This window comes from Paenarthrobacter sp. NPDC090522 (assembly GCF_044769225.1).
In the GTDB taxonomy this organism is placed as follows: domain Bacteria; phylum Actinomycetota; class Actinomycetes; order Actinomycetales; family Micrococcaceae; genus Arthrobacter.
Genome location: NZ_JBIVXL010000018.1, coordinates 55908 through 71755 on the forward strand (window position 1 = coordinate 55908; position 15848 = coordinate 71755).

The following is a 15848-nucleotide window of genomic DNA, read 5'->3' on the forward strand; positions in this document are numbered from 1 at the left end:
CGCCCGCTTTAGTGGATCAATCGGCTTTTCCGGCCAGTGCAACCAAGACGCCGGCAGTGGCAAAATACTTGTTGCTTCCCAGATCGCGCACCGTCTTGATGCCCAGACCGGCAAGCAATTCATCATGCTTGTCCGTCAATCCGGCCAACGCTGACGGCGGAGCGGCCAGGACCTCGTCCAGGCTGGCATTTTCGTAGGCTTTATCGAGTGCTTTGCCCAATTCAACAGAAACAGCCAAGGCATTTCCTTTCATCGATACGGAACAAGTGCAAACGTGCTGCAGAACATTAACCACGCAACCGGTGAATCCGGATCCCCCAAGGAATTACGGTTCGGGCCGCATACCTGTCAAGATAGCCCACCTCGGCGCGAAGGTGGGTAGGTTTGACCAAGGAAATTGCCGGAGCTCAGACAGAAGCCCGGCTGGCAAACCGGGTCCTCGGTGCCTCAGCCGCTGGCCGGCCCTCGCCCGTCTGGCCGTAGAGCCAATCGTTGTACTGGAAGTCGTTGTCCTTCCGGCTCTTGAAGAGGAGGTTCCGGAGCGTCCGTGCCACACCGGAGACATGCCAGGACTCACCCCAGACACGGGCCGTGCGCTGGACGCGGGACGTGCGTTCTGTCCGGGCGGCATTGAAAGCCCGGATGGCCTCGTCCCAGCCGGTCGGGTTGATGCCGTCCTCGCTGAAGACCGTGTTGGCGCTGACGTCCTGCAGCACCGCCGCGTCTTCGAGCGCCTGGCAGGCACCCTGCGCGAGGTACTGGAGCATGGGGTGGGCGGCGTCGCCCATCAGGACCATCCGCCCGGCAACCCAGTTTTCGATCGGGTCTCGGTCATACATCGGCCAACGGATGCTGGTACCGAGGTTGGCCAGCGCGGCCTGTACCGCCGGAACACAGTCCTTGTAGGCCGCCTGCAGTTCGTCCACTCCGCCGTATTGCTCTTCGCCGCGCTCGAAGGACGGTGACTTGAACACTGCCACCGTGTTGAGCAATTCGCCCTTGCGGAGCGGGTACTGGACCAGGTGGCAGTCCGGGCCGAGGTAGACCACAACGTCCTCAAGGTCGGCAGCGGGAGTCTCCGCCGTGATGGGAACGGTGCCGCGGTAGGCGACGTAGGCGGAAGACACAGGCTGGTCCTGTGCCACCTGCGGGCGAAGCGTGGATTTGAGCCCATCGGCACCGATCACCACGTCAGCTTCATAGTCCTGACCGGAGGCTGTACGGGCGATTGCCCTGCCGCCCACGGTGTCGACGCGTTCCACCAGGACGTCGTTGACCAGTTTCACGCCGGCAGCTTCGCATCCTTCAAGCAGCACACGGTGCAGGTCGCTGCGGTGGATCACTACATACGGTGCGCCGTAGCGCTCCTCGAACTCACCCTTGAGGCTCTGCCGGGTCAATTCTTCCCCGGTCACGGCATCCCGGAACACCAAGTGCTTTGGCTGTACCCCGATTTCCAGGGCCTTCTCAAGGAGTCCCCAGCGCTGGAGAACCCGGGAGGCGTTCGGAGCCATCTGGAGGCCCGCGCCCACTTCCCCGAATTCCGGCGCACGTTCCACGAGGGTCACGTTGGCTCCGTTTTCGCGCAGGGCCAGTGCCCCCGCAAGCCCTGCCATGCCGCCTCCGACTACCAGGACATCGGTGGAATTGGCGTGCTCAGTCATGTGTTGCTCCTTGCTTTGCTTTGATGGTGAATCCGACGGCGGCCAGCAGGATTGCGGCTGCGGCTGCGGCGCCGGCGAACGTGAGGAAGTTGGAGCCGACGCCCAGCCCGGCTGCCAGGAGGAGGCCGCCCACCTGCGGGGCAACCACTGCACCTATCCGGCCGGTGCCGAGCGCCCAACCCAGGGCGGTACCACGCAGATGGTCCGGGTAGTGGCTTGCCACGGCGGCGATGATCAGGCACTGCGTCCCATGGGTCCCGACGCCGGCCAGCACCAGGGCGAGGTAGACCACCGTCACCGGCGGTCCCGCCAACAGGACCAACAGCCCGACGGCAGCGACGGCGGCCGCTGCGACCGCCGTCGGAATCGGTCCAAAGCGTGTTCCCGCCCATGCCGTGATGACCGAACCGGCAACCGCGCCGAGGTTCAACGCAAGGGCGAAGGTGAGTGCAGAACCGAGGTTGTAGCCGGCGATCTGCATGAGGTTCGGCAGCCAGGTGCCCAGGCCGTACCAGGCGAAGAGTGTCGCAATGGTGGCGACGGCAAACAGTACGCTGACGCCCAAGTAGGGGGCGCGCAGGAGCGACGAGAAACCGATCGCTTCTTTGCCGGCGGCCTTGGAGTTCGTCGGCGCGAGGGTTTCGGGAATGTACTTGATACCCAGCGGAACGACGATCACCAAAGCAAGCACAGCCACGAGGAACATGGATGGCCAGCCGAAGGCCGGAATCATCGGAATGCCCACCAGGGCTGCGATAGAGCCGCCAATGGGAACTCCGGACATCATGAGGGTGGCCGCGGTGGAGCGCCACTTCGCGGGAACCAACTCGGCTACCAGCGCGTTGGCAGACGGCACCAGACCGCCCAGGCCGATGCCCGCGAGCAGGCGGAGACCACCGAAAACCGCGGCGTTCGGGGCGAAGGCGCACAGGATGGTGAAGACCGAGAAAACCGTGGCGCATCCGAGAATGGTCTTCCGCCGTCCCCACGAATCGGCCATCCTACCGGCGAAGATGGCGCCGATCATCATGCCCAGGAAGGCCATGGAACCGATGGTTCCTGCCGTGGCCTTGGTGAGTCCCCAGGTAGTGTCGGCGATCAGCGAGGACTGCACGGTGCCGTAGACAATGAGGTCGTAACCGTCGAAAACCACAAGGAGCCAGCAGACCAGGACGGCCAGGGCCGAACCGGTGGAAAACTTCGGGGAGGTTCCGGTGGCCGGCCGTTGCGACGCTGCAGCGGGAAGTGTGTGATTCATGCCACCAACTGTCAGGTGAACCCTCAGTGAAGCACCATACAATTCTGATGTGCAGAATAAAACACCAGGCGCGGGCAGTCGGAAACCGGTCCAAAAACGGCCCACTTACTCCATCGAAGCAGTGGACAACGCGCTGCAACTCCTGCAGCTCCTCCGCGACGTGGGCACTCTGCGGCTCAAGGATGCTGCGGCAGAACTCGGAGTAGCACCCTCGACGGCCCACCGCCTGCTGGCGATGCTTGTGTACCGGGGCTTCGCCGTCCAGGACGAGAACCGGCGGTATGTTCCGGGGCCGGCCATGGGCGTTGGCCCGGCGGGGCTCAGTTGGACCAGGCAGCTGAGGGACCTGGCGCTGCCCCACATGGAACTCCTGTCATCGCGGCTTGACGAGACGGTCAATTTGATGGTCCGGGTGGGCACCAGGGTCCGCTTCCTGGCGATGCCCGGGTAAGGCACGACGGCGGCGAGGTCGGCGCCGTCGAGCGCGTGCGTTGCGCCGTTGGCCGCCTTCGCCGTGGTTTCCCAGGCGGGGTCGGCGAGCAGGGCGCCGACGTCGGCGAAGCCGGGGATCTCGGTGAGGGTGTCGCCGTCCTGGCGGACGGCTCGGGTGCCTTCAGAAGTGCGGAGGGTGAGGAGTCTCATTACTTGCGTCCTTCGGTGTAGCTGCGGTTGAAGTTCAGGCGTTCGAAAATGGGGGCGTCGCTGAAGCGGAAAAGATCAAACCCGGGCTGATCGGCATCCGCCTGGAGGGACCATTCCTGCCAGGACGGCACAACGAACAGATCGCCCTTGGCCAATTGTTTGGTTTCACCGTTCAGGATCACGGTGCCGGTGCCCTCGAAGACCTGCCACACGCTGGAGCCGACTTCGTGGAGAGGCTCGGTGGACGCCCCGGCCCGCAGCCGGTGGAACTCGGCCCGGATGGTGGGCATCACGTCCCCGCCCGTAGTCGGGTTGGTGTAGCGGATCGCGGCGTGGCCCTGGGACACGGTGGCCGGGTGGCCCTCGTCTTCCAGGAGCAACTGCTCGCGGAGGGCGGCGTCGGTATGGTCCCAGCGGTACGCGGCGATGGGGGAATTGACGGTGTCCTGCAACCCGGAGAGCGGCCGCAGCCCGGGGTGGGCCCAGAGCCGCTCGGAACGGGAGATGTCCGGGGTGGCTTCGTCTGTGACGCGTTCGGTACCGAACTCGAAGAACCCGGCGTCCGCGTAGTGCACGAACGGGATATCCAGCCCATCGATCCAGGCCATCGGCTGGTCAGTGTCGTTGTGGTGCCCGTGGAAGTTCCAGCCGGGGGTGAGCAGGAAGTCACCGCGGCGCATGGCCACAGGGTCACCGTTCACCACTGTCCAGACGCCCTCGCCTTCCACCACAAACCGGAAGGCGTTCTGCGAATGGCGGTGCTCCGGCGCGGTTTCGTGGGCGCCCAAGTACTGGATCGCAGCCCACAACGTAGGCGTGGCATACGGAGTTCCGCCCAGGCCCGGGTTGGCCAGGGCGATGGCGCGGCGTTCCCCACCCCGACCCACCGGAACCAAGTCTCCGGCACGGGCGGCCAGTGGATACAGATCATTCCAGCGCCACACATGCGGGACGGCCTTCGGGGTGGGAACCATCGGCATCAGGTCGCCGATCTCGGTCCACAAGGGGATCAAATTCTCTGCATCGAAGTCCTTGTAGAGCTGATCCAGCTGGGCCTGCTCCTCCGGAGTGGGCGCGGGCAATTGATGGCCGGCGGCCTCGTGCGCGGCGGCGATTGATTCATGGGTCGTGTTCTCGGCGCTGATGGACACGAAGGCCTCCTCGATAGGGTCCGAACGGAATGTGGCGTAGTTCGACACTAGGGAGGGCCGCCTAGTGATCCCATAAAATTCTGTAGAGCAGAATCCCCTGAGGGGTTAGTCAGGCAGGCTCGGCCGGGTTGGCCGCGATGTCGATCTCCACCTGACGGCAGGTTTCCCGCAGGTTGGCGACCAAACCGGCGTCGAACACCTTGCGAAACCGGGTGGAGGGGGTGGCGACTGTCAGGGCCCCCACCACCGCCCCGGCCCTGTTGTGCAATGCCATGCCCAGGGCGCTGACGCCTTCTTCCGTCCCTTCGAAGTTGGCCGCGAAGCCGTTGCTGCGGATGCTCTCCAACTCCCGCAGGAAGGCGCCATATTCGGCGTCCGGAATGGTGTCACCACTGATTCCCGCGTTCTGGCTGCGGAACAATTGCTCCATCATGGCCGGTTCGAGCTCGGCCAGCATGGCCTTGCCCCCGGAGGTCTTGTCAGCAGGCATGACGGTCCCTTGCCGGTCGCCGATCCGGAGCACGTTGCTGCCCTCCGAACGACGACCTGCCGCTGCCGCAGGAATCGGACACCGTGGACTGGGAAGCCGAACTCGCGGTGATCATCGGCAAGAAGGGACGCCGGATCGCCGAGGCAGACGCCAAAGAACACATCGCCGGGTACGCGGTCTTGAATGACGTCTCCATGCGCGACTACCAGTTCCGCACCATCCAGTGGCTGCAGGGCAAGACGTGGGAGAACTCCACGCCGTTCGGCCCGGCCGTGGTCACCAAGGACGAATTCACCGCCGGCCCGCTCATGACCTCGGCCGTGGACGGCCAAATCCAGCAGTCCACCCCCACGGGCGATCTCGTGTTCACCCCGGAGTTCCTGGTCTCCTACATCTCCACCATCATCACCCTCAACCCCGGCGACGTGATCGCCACCGGCACGCCCGGCGGTGTTGGCCACGCACAGGACCCCAAGCGGTACCTGCAGGAAGGCCAGCTTCTGGTCACCACGATCGAGGGCCTGGGCCAGCTGAACAATCGTGTGGTCAAGGAAGCCTGATGGTCGCCCGCCACGACCTCACCACCGATCCGTGCCTGCAGGAGGACCTCCTGCAGGCGCGGCGGGGTACCGCATTCTTCGCCCGGAAACTGAACGAACTCAGCGACGCAGAGCTCGACGGCGGCACGCGCCTTCCCGGTTGGACCCGCCGCCACGTCGTGGCACACGTCGGGTACAACGCCCGGGCCTTGGCGCGGCTCATCGAGTGGGCAGCTACGGGCGTGGAGACCCCCATGTATTCCTCACCAGAGGCCCGGAACCAGGAAATCGACTTCGGCGCCACGCTGTCCCCGATCGCCCTGCGGAACCTCTTCGACCACTCGGCCGTGCACCTGTCTGTGGAATGGCGCGACCTCCCGGAAGCATCATGGGCCCGTGAAGTCCGCACCGCCCAAGGCCGCACCGTCCCGGCGTCGGAAACCGCGTGGCTGCGCACCCGGGAAGTCTGGATCCACGCCGTGGACCTGGACAACGGTGCCACCTTCAACGACATTCCAACGCCCGTCCTGGAACGGCTCCTCACGGACATCACCGGCGCCTGGCGCACCCGTGGCACCGATACCGGGCTGCTCGTCAGGGTGGACGGAAACAACGTACCGTTCGGCGACTCCAGCGCCGCGGACCCCACGATCATCACCGGGCCCCTGCCCGCCGTTGTCGAATGGGCCGCAGGGCGAGGCAGCAACGGAGTAACCGCTGCCGGACCAGCCGCTAACGAAAGAGTTCCGGCGGCTCCTCAGTGGATCTAGCAAACTCTTGAGATGCTGGAGGGGTGACCACACTTTCGATGGACGCGCCGCGGACCGCCCTGAGCTGGAAACTCTTGCCCGCGGCGCTTCTTTCGGTGTCCGGAATCCCGTTGTTCGCCCTTGGCAACGACCTGGTGGGGTACTCGCTGATTGCTTTGGGTTTGGTCACTGCGGCTTTCATTGACCGGAGTTTGTTGCGGCACCTCGCCTTGATCGCCGCGGGGATGGTGATCATCAGCCTGGTGCCGCTCAATGCGGACCTAAGCCTGGAGCACATGGCCCTCATGGGCGGCGCGTTGGCCCTGGCAGTGCTGGTTCCTTGGCTGGTTTCGCGCTTCGCCTACCGGGAACACATCATCAGGTTCCCGGTCAACACCGGCCGGAAGTGGCCCCTCGCGGCGAAGCTCTACCTGGTGGGAGTGGTGGCACTGGGCTACTTCATCCTGCCGGCCTACCTGATCACCACTGGCGTCTACCGAAACTGGCCCGACGCCTCGGACCCCACCATCTTCTGGCGGCTCTTCCTCGGCGTTAACACCGTGGGCATCTGGGACGAGCTGTTCTTCATCTGCACCACGTTCACCCTGCTGCGGCACCATTTCCCGGATTGGTTGGCCAACCTGCTCCAGGCCGTGGTGTTCAGCTCGTTTCTGTGGGAGATCGGCTACCAGTCATGGGGTCCCTTGCTGACGTTCCCGTTCGCGCTCCTGCAGGGCTATACCTTCAAGCTGACCAAGTCCTTCACGTATGTGGTTTCCGTCCACCTGATCTTCGACTTCGTGCTGTTCCTGGCGCTGGTGCACGCCCACAACCGGGAATGGCTCCCGGTCTTCCTTTACTAGGAATCCGCCCATAAGACGGTATACCTAACTGCTACTTTTCGGTGCACCTAACTTTCCGCTATCCTCCTAGTATCACTACGCCCCAATGATGAGGATTGACCATGGCAGCACCCACCCTGGAAAAACGAGCAGCCCCCGGCCGCGTCTGGTCGCGACTGCTCCTGCTTGGCCCTGCCTTTGTGGCAGCCATTGCTTACGTCGATCCGGGAAACGTGGCCGCGAACCTCACTGCGGGCGCCAATTACGGCTACCTGCTGGTTTGGGTCCTGGTGGTAGCCAACGCCATGGCCGTACTGGTGCAATACCAGTCCGCCAAGCTGGGCTTGGCCACAGGTATGAGCCTCCCCGAAATCCTCGGCAAGCGCCTTGGCACCAAGCGGAGGCGTGCCTACTGGCTGCAGGCGGAAATCGTTGCCGGTGCCACTGATATGGCCGAAGTGATCGGCGGCGCCGTGGCACTCAACCTGCTGTTCGGCCTCCCCCTGCTCACCGGCGGCGTCATCATCGGCATCGCATCCATGCTTCTCCTCGCCCTGCAATCGCGGAGGGGGCAGCGCTCCTTCGAGTACGCCATCCTGGTGCTGCTCGGGGTCATTGCCGTTGGATTCATGGCCGGTCTTTTTGTCAGCCCTCCTGACGCGAGTGAAGCACTGGGCGGACTGCTCCCCCGCTTCGAAGGCACTGACACGGTACTGCTCGCGGCCAGCATGCTTGGCGCAACGGTCATGCCCCACGCCATCTACCTGCATTCGGCCCTCGCCCGTGACCGGCACGGGTTCTCCCCGGATCCGGTGGTGCGTACCCGCTTCATCAAAGCCACCCGGTTCGACGTCGTCGGCGCCCTGCTGCTGGCCGGCGTCGTCAACATTTCCATGCTGCTGCTTGCGGCCACTAGCCTGCGCGGGATCGAGGGAACGGACACCATCGACGGAGCACATGCAGCCGTCACAGCAGCGCTTGGTCCGGCAATCGGCGTCGTATTCGCCATCGGCCTGCTGGCCTCCGGGCTGGCCTCTACCTCTGTGGGTTGTTACGCGGGCGCCACCATCATGGGCGGCCTGCTCAAGGTCCGCGTACCGCTGCTGGCGCGCCGCGTGATTACGCTCATCCCGGCGCTGATCATCCTTGGCGCCGGAATCGAACCGACCCTGGCGCTGGTCCTGAGCCAAGTGCTGCTGAGCTTCGGCATCCCCTTCGCACTGATCCCCTTGATCCGGCTCACGGGCAAGAAGGAGGTCATGGGCATTCATGTGGATGCCCTGCCGCTGAAGATCGCGGGATGGACCAGCGCCACCCTGATCGTCGGCCTGAACTGCGTGCTGATTACCCTGACTCTGTCAGGTCAGGGCTAGGTCCGGCTCAGCCGGCTTCGCAGAGCAGGTGGTGCCAGGCGTCGGCCAGTACCTCCAAGGCATGCTCCCGGTTGGGTTCAAGCTTGCGGCGGGTCCAGAGGGTGGCGACGTAGTCCAGTTGGGTGAAGGCCAGCGTGCCACGGATGTGGTGCGTCTCCGGATTGAAGCGTCCCGCCTGCTCCAAGCCCCGGACGATGTCCGAGATGACTTCCTCATGCCAACCGTCCACCAGTTCCCGCACATCGCGGTCCACGGCGGCGGCCTCGTCCAGCACATCCAGGTACGGACGGAAGACCGGCCAGAGGGCAGCCCGCGATTCGAGCCACTCACGTATGCCATCCAGTTCGCCGGCCTTCACCACGTCCACGAGTTCCGGTGCGGTGGAAGCGCTGTCCGGCCCGTTCGCACGGTCCAAGACGGCGTTGACGCGGCCCATGAAATCCTTCATCAGGTCCGCACGCGAGGGGTAGTAGGCATAGAACGTCACCCGGGTGGTGCCCGCAGCGGCCGCGATCTCGTCAATAGTGGTGGCGGCGTAGCCCTTCTCCGTGAACAGCTCCAGGGCACGGTCGATGATCGTGTCTCGGGTCAGCTGTTTCTGGGCTTCGCGCAGGGAGGACATGGGCCAATCCTATCGGTGGGCTGCTACCGTCCTGGAGCCGTCCGCCACAGGACCTGACCGGGCCAGGCGGCGGAGCTTCGGGATCGGTATGCGGTAATTGATGGCCGCGGCCGTTCCCCCGTTCACGGAATCGGCCCAACGCATCAGCAGCGATCCGTTTTCCTGGCCCGGCTCGCAATAGGCCGGCTCGCCGATCACTGGCGTAGGCCCAAGGACCTTGAGCGATAGCCCAAACCCTTCGGTCCAGAAGTAGGGCTGCACGTCCAGTTCGGGCGCCGCGTCACCCAGGAGAAGTCCGACGGCGGCCGCTTTGGCTTGGTCTATGGCGCTCGTCCACAGCGGGACGCGCCGCAGTCCCTGGCGGGTGGGGATGAAGGCAACGTCACCGGCGGCGACGACGTCCGGCCGGACGCGGCCCCGGGAATCCGCCCGGAGCGTGCCGTCCACCAGGAGCCCGCTGTTGGCAAGCCATCCGGTGTTGGGCTGGTCTCCAATGGCTACCGCCACGAGGTCGGCCTCCAGTATGATGCCGTCCGCCAACGCAACGCGGGCGCCGCCGTCGGGGTTTTTCGACCCCTCCAGGAGCCGCGCCGGACCGCCGCCCGCGAGCTTCAGGCCGCGGGCCAGTGCTGCCGTGGTGAAGATTCCGGCCAGATGGTGTCCGAGTTGCTTCGACAGGGGCCGGGCGTCGGAGACGAGCGTGACGTCGCAGCCAGCGTGCAGGCAGCCCGAGGCCACCTCCATGCCGAGCGGGCCGCCGCCCACCACGATCACCGAGGGCCGCCCAGAGACCCGGCGTTTCAGTGCGCCTGCGTCCTCGAGGGTGCGGAGGGTAAGGACGTTGGCGGCGTCGTCGGGTGTGCCCGGAAGCTGCTTCGGGCGGGCTCCCGAAGCTATCACCAAGCCGTCATACGGGAGCCGTGAGCCGTCGTCGAGCATCACCAGGCGGGCGTCCGCGTCCAGCCCGGAGGCACTGACGCCCAGCAGTTCGGCAGCCCCGTGGGCGGGTTCCGGGAGTTGGTGGGCCCGCACCCAACCCGCCACGTTGCCGTCGTCGTCGCCGTGGAGCAGCGCCTTGGAAAGCGCCGGGCGGCTATAAGGCCGGTGGCGCTCAGAGCCGACAACCGTCAGCTCGCCGTCGAAACCTGCGCCGCGGAGCGCTTCGCACGCCGTCTGCCCCGCGATGCCGTTGCCGACCACCACGATTCTTCGCATCGTCATGCGGCCGCCAAACGGAGTGCGGCCACAGGGCAGACCCGGACGGCTGCCCTCGCCGCCTCGGCGTCAGCACCGTCAACTTCCGGCACGTCGATGAGCAGCTCGCCGTCCTCGTCAAGGTGCATCAGCGTCGGTGCTGCTTCCTCGCAGAGCCCGTGCCCTTCGCACCGTGGCCGGTCGAGTTCGATCCTCATGCCGCCACCACCTTCAGGACGTCAAGCTTTTCGTGGCTTCGCGTGATGTTGCTGGGAAGGCGCAGTTCCTCGCCGATCTCAAGCGTCTTGACCCGCCGGGCAAGGGCGTCGATGACGGCGTGGGCCTCCAACTTGGCCAGGCCCTGGCCGGCACATCCATGCGGTCCATAACCGAAGGAGAGGTGGTCCATCGGATTGCGGGCGATGTCGAAAACGTCGGGGTTGTCGTAATGCCGCGGATCACGGTTGCCGGCACCGAAGAGGATGCCGAGCTGGGCACCCGCGGGCACAAGTACGCCGTCGATCTCCACTTCGCGGGTGGTGGTCCGGCCCCAGATGTGCACGGGAGCCCAGTAGCGGAGCACCTCGGCAAAAGCAGCGGGGACCAGCTCGGGGTTTTCCCTGACCAGGGCCAGCTGCTCCGGGTGCCGGGCGAAGAGGGCCACGATGTTGCCGATGGAGGCGATGGTGGTGTCCACGCCTGCGCCCAAGTACTGGTGGATGATGTGCCCTGCGGAGCCTTCCGGGATGTCGCCGCGGGCTTCGGCCTCGAAGATGCCACGGCCAATGGATCCCTCGGCGAGGTCCCCGGCCTTCACGGAGGAGCACCAACCGTAGAGTTCGCCGGCGATCGGGAAGCTTTCCTGCGTGCGCTGGTTCAGCGGGCCGATCACCTGCATCGCGGCCTGTCCCCAGCGCAGCATGTTCGCTTTCACCGGTCCCGTGAAGCCGATGAGGTCGGCCACGATCTCCAGCGGGAAGGCGCGCGCCAGGGAATCCACCGCGTCGAAGCTGCCCTTCTCGACGAGCTCCTCCACGAGTTTGTCCGCTTTTCCGTCAATGACAACCTTCAAGCCGCGGAGGGCACGGGGTGTGAGGTTGGCGGACAGGGTGGCTCGGAGTTGGGTGTGGACGGGCGGATCGGAAGCGAGCGAGGTGCCCTGCAGTGCTTCGTTGACCATGGGGTTGAAGCCGAGGCTGGTGGACGAAAACGTTGCCGGATCCGCGAGGACATCCCGGATGACGTCGTAACGGGTGAGGGCGTAGAGATCGTTTTTGGGCAGGTACACCACGCCCGCTTGGTCCCGCAGGGTGGCGTAGGCCGGGTACGGGTCCACCAGGACGGCGTCATCCCAGATATCGAGGGGGGATTCTGTAGGTGTGCTCATGGTTCTGCTCCTTCGTGGGAGTGGGTTTAGACGGGGGCGTTCGCGGACGCTTGCGCGGCTTCCTGGGCAGGCGCATGGGCAGCTGCGGACGAACGGTTCGAAATGAACAGCGTGAGGGCAGCGGACACGCTGGCTGCGATGGCTGCAACGAGGTAGACCACCTGGAATCCCTGGCCGAGGGAACCACCTGCCGCTCCTTGGATCTGCGGCTGCGCGGAAGCGAGCGCCTGGACCATGCCTTGAACGGCTTCCCTGGGCGCTCCGCCTGCCGCGGCTTCGCCGGAGAATTGGGCGATGACGCCGTCCCACCCGGAGAGGAAGCCCAAGGGTGGCACGTGGCTGAGTCCCGCTGCGGCTTCGGCAGGCAGGCCTGCCCCGCCAAGGATTCCGGCCAGCGGTCCGGCAAAGGCGGTTGCTCCCACACCAAACGCGACGGCGGAGCCGATCACGGGACCCAGGGCAAAACCGAAGTCGCGGAGGAGATTGGTGGTGGCCGAGGCCATGCCAATGTGGTGCGGTTCCACGGTATTGATGGCGACGGCGGTGATGGAACCGACCGTCAGGGCGAAGCCGACCCCCAGCATCAGCAGCGGTGGAATGAAGGCCGACCACGCGGTGCCGCCAAATGCCTCAGGCGTGCCCAGGGAGAACGTGGACAACCAAAAGCCGGAAAGCGCCATGAAGCCGAAGCCGGCGGTGAGGGCCCAACGCGGAGCTACATGGTGGATGAGCCATCCGACCACAGGGATGAGGACGAAGGCCGGTCCTTGGATGAAGACGAACAGCACTCCCACCTTCCAGGCCTCCGCAAGGGCCAGGCCACCCACGGCGACGCTGGTGCTGTAACAAATGGCCAGGAAGGCAAACATGCCGGTCACGGCAACGATGCCTGTGATGGAGTAGGCGCGGTTCTTGAAGAGGGACAAGTGGATGAGGGGATCGTCGCTGCGCATTTCAATGACCACGAAGGCCACCAGCAGCACCCCGCCGAGCACGTAGCTGGCAACAACCTCCCAGGCGCCGAAGCCGGCGTCGACAGCCTGGACCGTGGCGAACAGCACCGCGATGAGGCCCAGTGCCAAGGTCACCTGGCCTGGCAGGTCAAGTTTGCGTGAACTGGCGACGGCGGAGTCCTTCGCCTTGAGTGCCACCAGCAGCACCGCCACGGCGATCCCGGCTGCGACGTAGTACGCCACACGCCAACCGCTGAATTCAGCCGGGGCGCCGGGCCCGGCGGCGGGCACCGTGAAGAACTGGGCCGTCAGCCCTGCGAGCAACGGCGAGATGACAGCGCCGAGTGACAGGAACCCCGCCCAGGTGGCGATGGCTTTGGCGCGGGCGCGGTGATCCGGGGTGATGGCGGCGAGCATGGACAGCGAGATCGGGAAGAGGATGCCAGCGCCGATGCCGCCAATGGCTTGAGCGGCAATCATCATGCCGGTGCTGGTGGCCAGGGCGGCCACTACCGAGCCCGCGATACTCAGGGCGGCACCGGCATAGAGCAGCTTCTTCCGGCCGAAGAGGTCACCCAACAGACCCCAACTGAGTTCGAAGACGACGATGCCCATCATGAACATCCCCGCGATCCAGGTCAGTCCCGCGCCGGACGTGTGGAATTCGGCCGCGAACGTGCCGTTGAGGGCGCCCGGCAGGGCGTTGGTGATTTGGGCGAGGGTGACCGCGCTGTAGGCGGCAACGAAGGTGGCACGGGCCGAGCCCTGGCTTGCCACTACGGGGGTTTGGCTCATCGATGAAACTCCCTTGTTTCGGGTCGATTGACTGTTTCGAGTCGATTGGTGGGGAGGGTGTGATGCATCACAGTCTGGATGAAAAATTTACACCATGTCAAGAGTTAATCACTCAGATTATTTACTTGACACAATGTAAAGAAATCGGAGATGCTGTTTCCTCCACACAGCTACCCCGGACTTCAAGGGAGAAGCCAATGACCCATCCCCTCAGCCCCGACAGCGCGGAAATCGCCGAAAGACCCGCCGTCACGGACCTCTCCACGCGGACCGTCAACACCGTCCTCGGCCCGGTCTCCGCCCACGAGCTGGGCGTGACGGCAGTGCACGAAGCGCTGCTCTCGGTAGTTCCGGGCGCCCAGTACGCACCGGATATTTCCATGGACCGCGCGGAGATCTTCGAGGCCCTCGCGGCCAAGCTCATCGATTTCCGCAGCCACGGCGGCCGGACCATCGTGGACAGTACCGGCATGTTCCATGGCCGGGACGTCACCCTGTACGAGGCACTCTCCCGCTCCACGGGCGTGCACATCATCGCGTCGACGGGCATGGGCCCCGAAGAGATGCTCGGCGGCTACTTCCTGACACCCCAGACCAATCCGCCTACCCCGTGGCCGGCCGACAGGTTTGCGGAGCTTTTCAGCAAAGAAGTCACGGAGGGCATGGTGGTCCCGCGCATAGAACGCAGGGGCAGTGCCGGCCTGGTGACCACCGCGGCAGACCACAATGGAATGACTCCCACGGAGGAGAGCCTGTTCCGTGGCTCAGCCCGGGCTGCGCTGCGCACGGGAGCTCCACTTTCCATCCGTTTCGGCGCGGATGCCCTCCGCGAGTTGGACATTGTCCTGGCCGAGGAACTTCCGGCGGAACGGGTCCTGGTGGGCGGTCTGGACCGCAGGGACGCTGCCGCCGCCGCGCTGGAGATTGCCGGCCGTGGCGCCTTCGTGGGACTGGACCATGTGGGCCTCAACGAAGACCCCCAGTACCTGACTGACCGCGAGCGCGCGGCCTTGGTTCTTGACCTGGTGGATGCCGGTCATGGCAACCGGATCATCCTGTCCTGCAACGCGGTAGGTGTGGCGAAGGGCCATCCGGAGTACCACCTGCCGTTCAGCCACGTCCTTTCCACGTTCGTGCCCCTGCTCAAGCAACTGGGCCTCAGCGCAGAGGACGCCCGGCGCATCCTCGTGGACAACCCCCGCGACCTTCTGACTCCTTCCCCAAGGCGGTAACCATGGCAAGAGTAAACACCGTGCTGGGAACCATCCCGGCCGAGGAACTGGGCCTTGTGGCCATCCACGAACACATCGGGTACGGCATGCCCGGCAGCGAGTTGGACACTACCTGGTGGAAGACGCCGGAAGAACGGTACGCGGAGACCGTCCCCAAGCTCCGTGCGTTCCACGAGTACGGCGGCGGGACGTTCGTTGACGCCACCGGCATCTGCAACGGCCGCGACGTGGACTACTACAAGTCGCTTTCCGCCAAGAGCGGCGTACACATCGTGGCCTGCACGGGGTTCGTTGGCGGGGACACTGCCCTGCCGCATTTTGCCCGCGCTTCGGTGGACTACCTCGCGAAGGTGTTCGTCCACGAGATCACGGTGGGCATCGGCACCACCGGCAGTCGGGCCGGTGTGATCAAGGTGGGAGTGAGCCGCGGTGGTCGCATGACTGACCTGGACAAGCGCATCTACCGAGCGGCCGCCCGTGCCTCCGTGCAGACCGGCGCGCCGATCCTGACCCACCTCGCGATCGACGCCGAGAACGCCATAGCGATCTTCCACGAGGAAGGACTGCCGCTGGACCGCGTCCTCTTCGGCCACGTCGACGACGGCGTGAACGCCGAAAACACGCGGGACACCTGGATTGCGGAGCAGGGCGGTCGGGTTGGCTTCGACACCTTCGGTTACGAAACCGAACTGGAGGACCCGCCTTTCTGGGCCCGCCCCCGGCAGGAACGTCTGGACCACTTCCTGCGGTTCCTCAACGCCGGCCATCTGGACAAGGCCCTGGCCGGCGCGGATGCCAACTGCAGCCCCCTCGGCTGGCCCGGCGTTAAAGGCCACACCGTCAACTACATCTTCGAGGACCTGATCCCGGACCTGCGCAAAGCCGGCCTGGAAGAAGAAGCCATCAAGACCATCTTTGTGGACAACCCGGCCGCGTTCCTCACGCTCCAGGCCTGAG

General features: G+C 65.2%; 15 protein-coding genes and 2 pseudogenes. 7 read left to right on the top strand and 10 right to left on the bottom strand.

Going from position 1 to position 15848, the window contains the following annotated elements; all coding sequences use genetic code 11:
- Positions 1–16: 16 nt before the first annotated feature.
- The 3 genes from ACIQT2_RS19480 to ACIQT2_RS19490 form a co-directional block, all read right to left on the bottom strand.
- Complete coding sequence (locus ACIQT2_RS19480) at positions 17–238, bottom strand: hypothetical protein (RefSeq protein ID WP_400335653.1); 222 nt, start codon at positions 236–238, stop codon at positions 17–19.
- A gap of 169 nt (positions 239–407) precedes the next feature.
- Positions 408–1664, bottom strand: coding sequence for an FAD-dependent oxidoreductase (locus ACIQT2_RS19485; protein WP_400335655.1), 1257 nt, complete (start codon positions 1662–1664; stop codon positions 408–410).
- A complete protein-coding gene (locus ACIQT2_RS19490; RefSeq protein ID WP_400335657.1) occupies positions 1657–2922 on the bottom strand; it encodes an MFS transporter in 1266 nt (421 codons plus the stop codon). Before ACIQT2_RS19490 ends, ACIQT2_RS19485 begins: the two co-directional genes overlap by 8 nt.
- Before the next feature lie 49 nt (positions 2923–2971).
- Here ACIQT2_RS19490 and ACIQT2_RS19495 point away from each other — a divergent pair.
- Positions 2972–3361 (top strand): annotated as a pseudogene (locus ACIQT2_RS19495) (helix-turn-helix domain-containing protein); the annotation flags it as partial.
- Positions 3362–3563: 202 nt separating this feature from the next.
- On the opposite strand, the gene ACIQT2_RS19500 reads toward ACIQT2_RS19495, so the two are convergent.
- Positions 3564–4715 carry a cupin domain-containing protein gene (locus tag ACIQT2_RS19500; RefSeq protein WP_400335659.1) on the bottom strand — a complete coding sequence of 384 codons (1152 nt, stop codon included), beginning with the start codon at positions 4713–4715 and terminating at the stop codon, positions 3564–3566.
- A 109-nt stretch (positions 4716–4824) separates the two neighbouring features.
- A complete protein-coding gene (locus ACIQT2_RS19505) occupies positions 4825–5238 on the bottom strand; it encodes an IclR family transcriptional regulator C-terminal domain-containing protein (protein ID WP_402949734.1) in 414 nt (137 codons plus the stop codon).
- 11 nt (positions 5239–5249) lie between these two features.
- On the opposite strand from ACIQT2_RS19505, the pseudogene ACIQT2_RS19510 reads away from it, so the two are divergent.
- The 4 genes and pseudogenes from ACIQT2_RS19510 to ACIQT2_RS19525 form a co-directional block, all read left to right on the top strand.
- Positions 5250–5765 (top strand): annotated as a pseudogene (locus ACIQT2_RS19510) (fumarylacetoacetate hydrolase family protein); the annotation flags it as partial.
- Positions 5765–6514: a maleylpyruvate isomerase family mycothiol-dependent enzyme gene (locus ACIQT2_RS19515; protein ID WP_402949737.1), complete on the top strand. Its 750-nt coding sequence runs from the start codon at positions 5765–5767 to the stop codon at positions 6512–6514. The pseudogene ACIQT2_RS19510 and the gene ACIQT2_RS19515, both read left to right, overlap by 1 nt.
- 38 nt (positions 6515–6552) lie before the next feature.
- Entirely contained in the window at positions 6553–7356 is an 804-nt protein-coding gene (locus ACIQT2_RS19520; protein ID WP_400335759.1) for a CPBP family intramembrane glutamic endopeptidase, read from the top strand.
- 101 nt (positions 7357–7457) lie between these two features.
- Positions 7458–8708, top strand: coding sequence for an Nramp family divalent metal transporter (locus ACIQT2_RS19525; RefSeq protein ID WP_402949740.1), 1251 nt, complete (start codon positions 7458–7460; stop codon positions 8706–8708).
- Between the two features lie 7 nt (positions 8709–8715).
- On the opposite strand, the gene ACIQT2_RS19530 is transcribed toward ACIQT2_RS19525, so the two are convergent.
- From ACIQT2_RS19530 to ACIQT2_RS19550, 5 genes are read right to left on the bottom strand one after another with little or no spacing between them, the layout of a single operon-like run.
- On the bottom strand, positions 8716–9330 hold the full coding sequence (locus ACIQT2_RS19530) for a TetR/AcrR family transcriptional regulator (RefSeq protein ID WP_402949743.1): 615 nt from the start codon (positions 9328–9330) through the stop codon (positions 8716–8718).
- A 9-nt stretch (positions 9331–9339) separates the two neighbouring features.
- Positions 9340–10551 (bottom strand): NAD(P)/FAD-dependent oxidoreductase, encoded by a 1212-nt coding sequence (locus ACIQT2_RS19535; protein ID WP_402949746.1) that lies wholly within the window; start codon positions 10549–10551, stop codon positions 9340–9342.
- Positions 10548–10742, bottom strand: a complete 195-nt coding sequence (locus tag ACIQT2_RS19540) for a ferredoxin (protein ID WP_402949748.1) — start codon at positions 10740–10742, stop codon at positions 10548–10550. Before ACIQT2_RS19540 ends, ACIQT2_RS19535 begins: the two co-directional genes overlap by 4 nt.
- Entirely contained in the window at positions 10739–11911 is a 1173-nt protein-coding gene (locus ACIQT2_RS19545) for a cytochrome P450 (RefSeq protein WP_402949751.1), read from the bottom strand. Before ACIQT2_RS19545 ends, ACIQT2_RS19540 begins: the two co-directional genes overlap by 4 nt.
- 26 nt (positions 11912–11937) lie before the next feature.
- Positions 11938–13659 carry an MFS transporter gene (locus ACIQT2_RS19550; protein WP_402949753.1) on the bottom strand — a complete coding sequence of 574 codons (1722 nt, stop codon included), beginning with the start codon at positions 13657–13659 and terminating at the stop codon, positions 11938–11940.
- A 197-nt stretch (positions 13660–13856) separates the two neighbouring features.
- Here ACIQT2_RS19550 and ACIQT2_RS19555 point away from each other — a divergent pair, with 197 nt between their 5' ends.
- Positions 13857–14891 (top strand): phosphotriesterase, encoded by a 1035-nt coding sequence (locus tag ACIQT2_RS19555; protein WP_402949755.1) that lies wholly within the window; start codon positions 13857–13859, stop codon positions 14889–14891.
- A 2-nt stretch (positions 14892–14893) separates the two neighbouring features.
- A complete protein-coding gene (locus ACIQT2_RS19560; protein WP_402949758.1) occupies positions 14894–15847 on the top strand; it encodes a phosphotriesterase in 954 nt (317 codons plus the stop codon).
- Position 15848 lies beyond the last annotated feature (1 nt).

What these genes read in the sequence shown, in the direction of transcription:
- ACIQT2_RS19535 (WP_402949746.1), bottom strand. Translation starts at nt 10,551, where the DNA reads ATGACGATGCGAAGAATCGTGGTGGTCGGCAACGGCATCGCGGGGCAG.
- ACIQT2_RS19520 (WP_400335759.1), top strand. Translation starts at nt 6,553, where the DNA reads ATGGACGCGCCGCGGACCGCCCTGAGCTGGAAACTCTTGCCCGCGGCG.
- ACIQT2_RS19540 (WP_402949748.1), bottom strand. Translation starts at nt 10,742, where the DNA reads ATGAGGATCGAACTCGACCGGCCACGGTGCGAAGGGCACGGGCTCTGC.
- ACIQT2_RS19545 (WP_402949751.1), bottom strand. Translation starts at nt 11,911, where the DNA reads ATGAGCACACCTACAGAATCCCCCCTCGATATCTGGGATGACGCCGTC.
- ACIQT2_RS19485 (WP_400335655.1), bottom strand. Translation starts at nt 1,664, where the DNA reads ATGACTGAGCACGCCAATTCCACCGATGTCCTGGTAGTCGGAGGCGGC.
- ACIQT2_RS19560 (WP_402949758.1), top strand. Translation starts at nt 14,894, where the DNA reads ATGGCAAGAGTAAACACCGTGCTGGGAACCATCCCGGCCGAGGAACTG.
- ACIQT2_RS19525 (WP_402949740.1), top strand. Translation starts at nt 7,458, where the DNA reads ATGGCAGCACCCACCCTGGAAAAACGAGCAGCCCCCGGCCGCGTCTGG.
- ACIQT2_RS19550 (WP_402949753.1), bottom strand. Translation starts at nt 13,659, where the DNA reads ATGAGCCAAACCCCCGTAGTGGCAAGCCAGGGCTCGGCCCGTGCCACC.
- ACIQT2_RS19490 (WP_400335657.1), bottom strand. Translation starts at nt 2,922, where the DNA reads ATGAATCACACACTTCCCGCTGCAGCGTCGCAACGGCCGGCCACCGGA.
- ACIQT2_RS19515 (WP_402949737.1), top strand. Translation starts at nt 5,765, where the DNA reads ATGGTCGCCCGCCACGACCTCACCACCGATCCGTGCCTGCAGGAGGAC.
- ACIQT2_RS19530 (WP_402949743.1), bottom strand. Translation starts at nt 9,330, where the DNA reads ATGTCCTCCCTGCGCGAAGCCCAGAAACAGCTGACCCGAGACACGATC.
- ACIQT2_RS19555 (WP_402949755.1), top strand. Translation starts at nt 13,857, where the DNA reads ATGACCCATCCCCTCAGCCCCGACAGCGCGGAAATCGCCGAAAGACCC.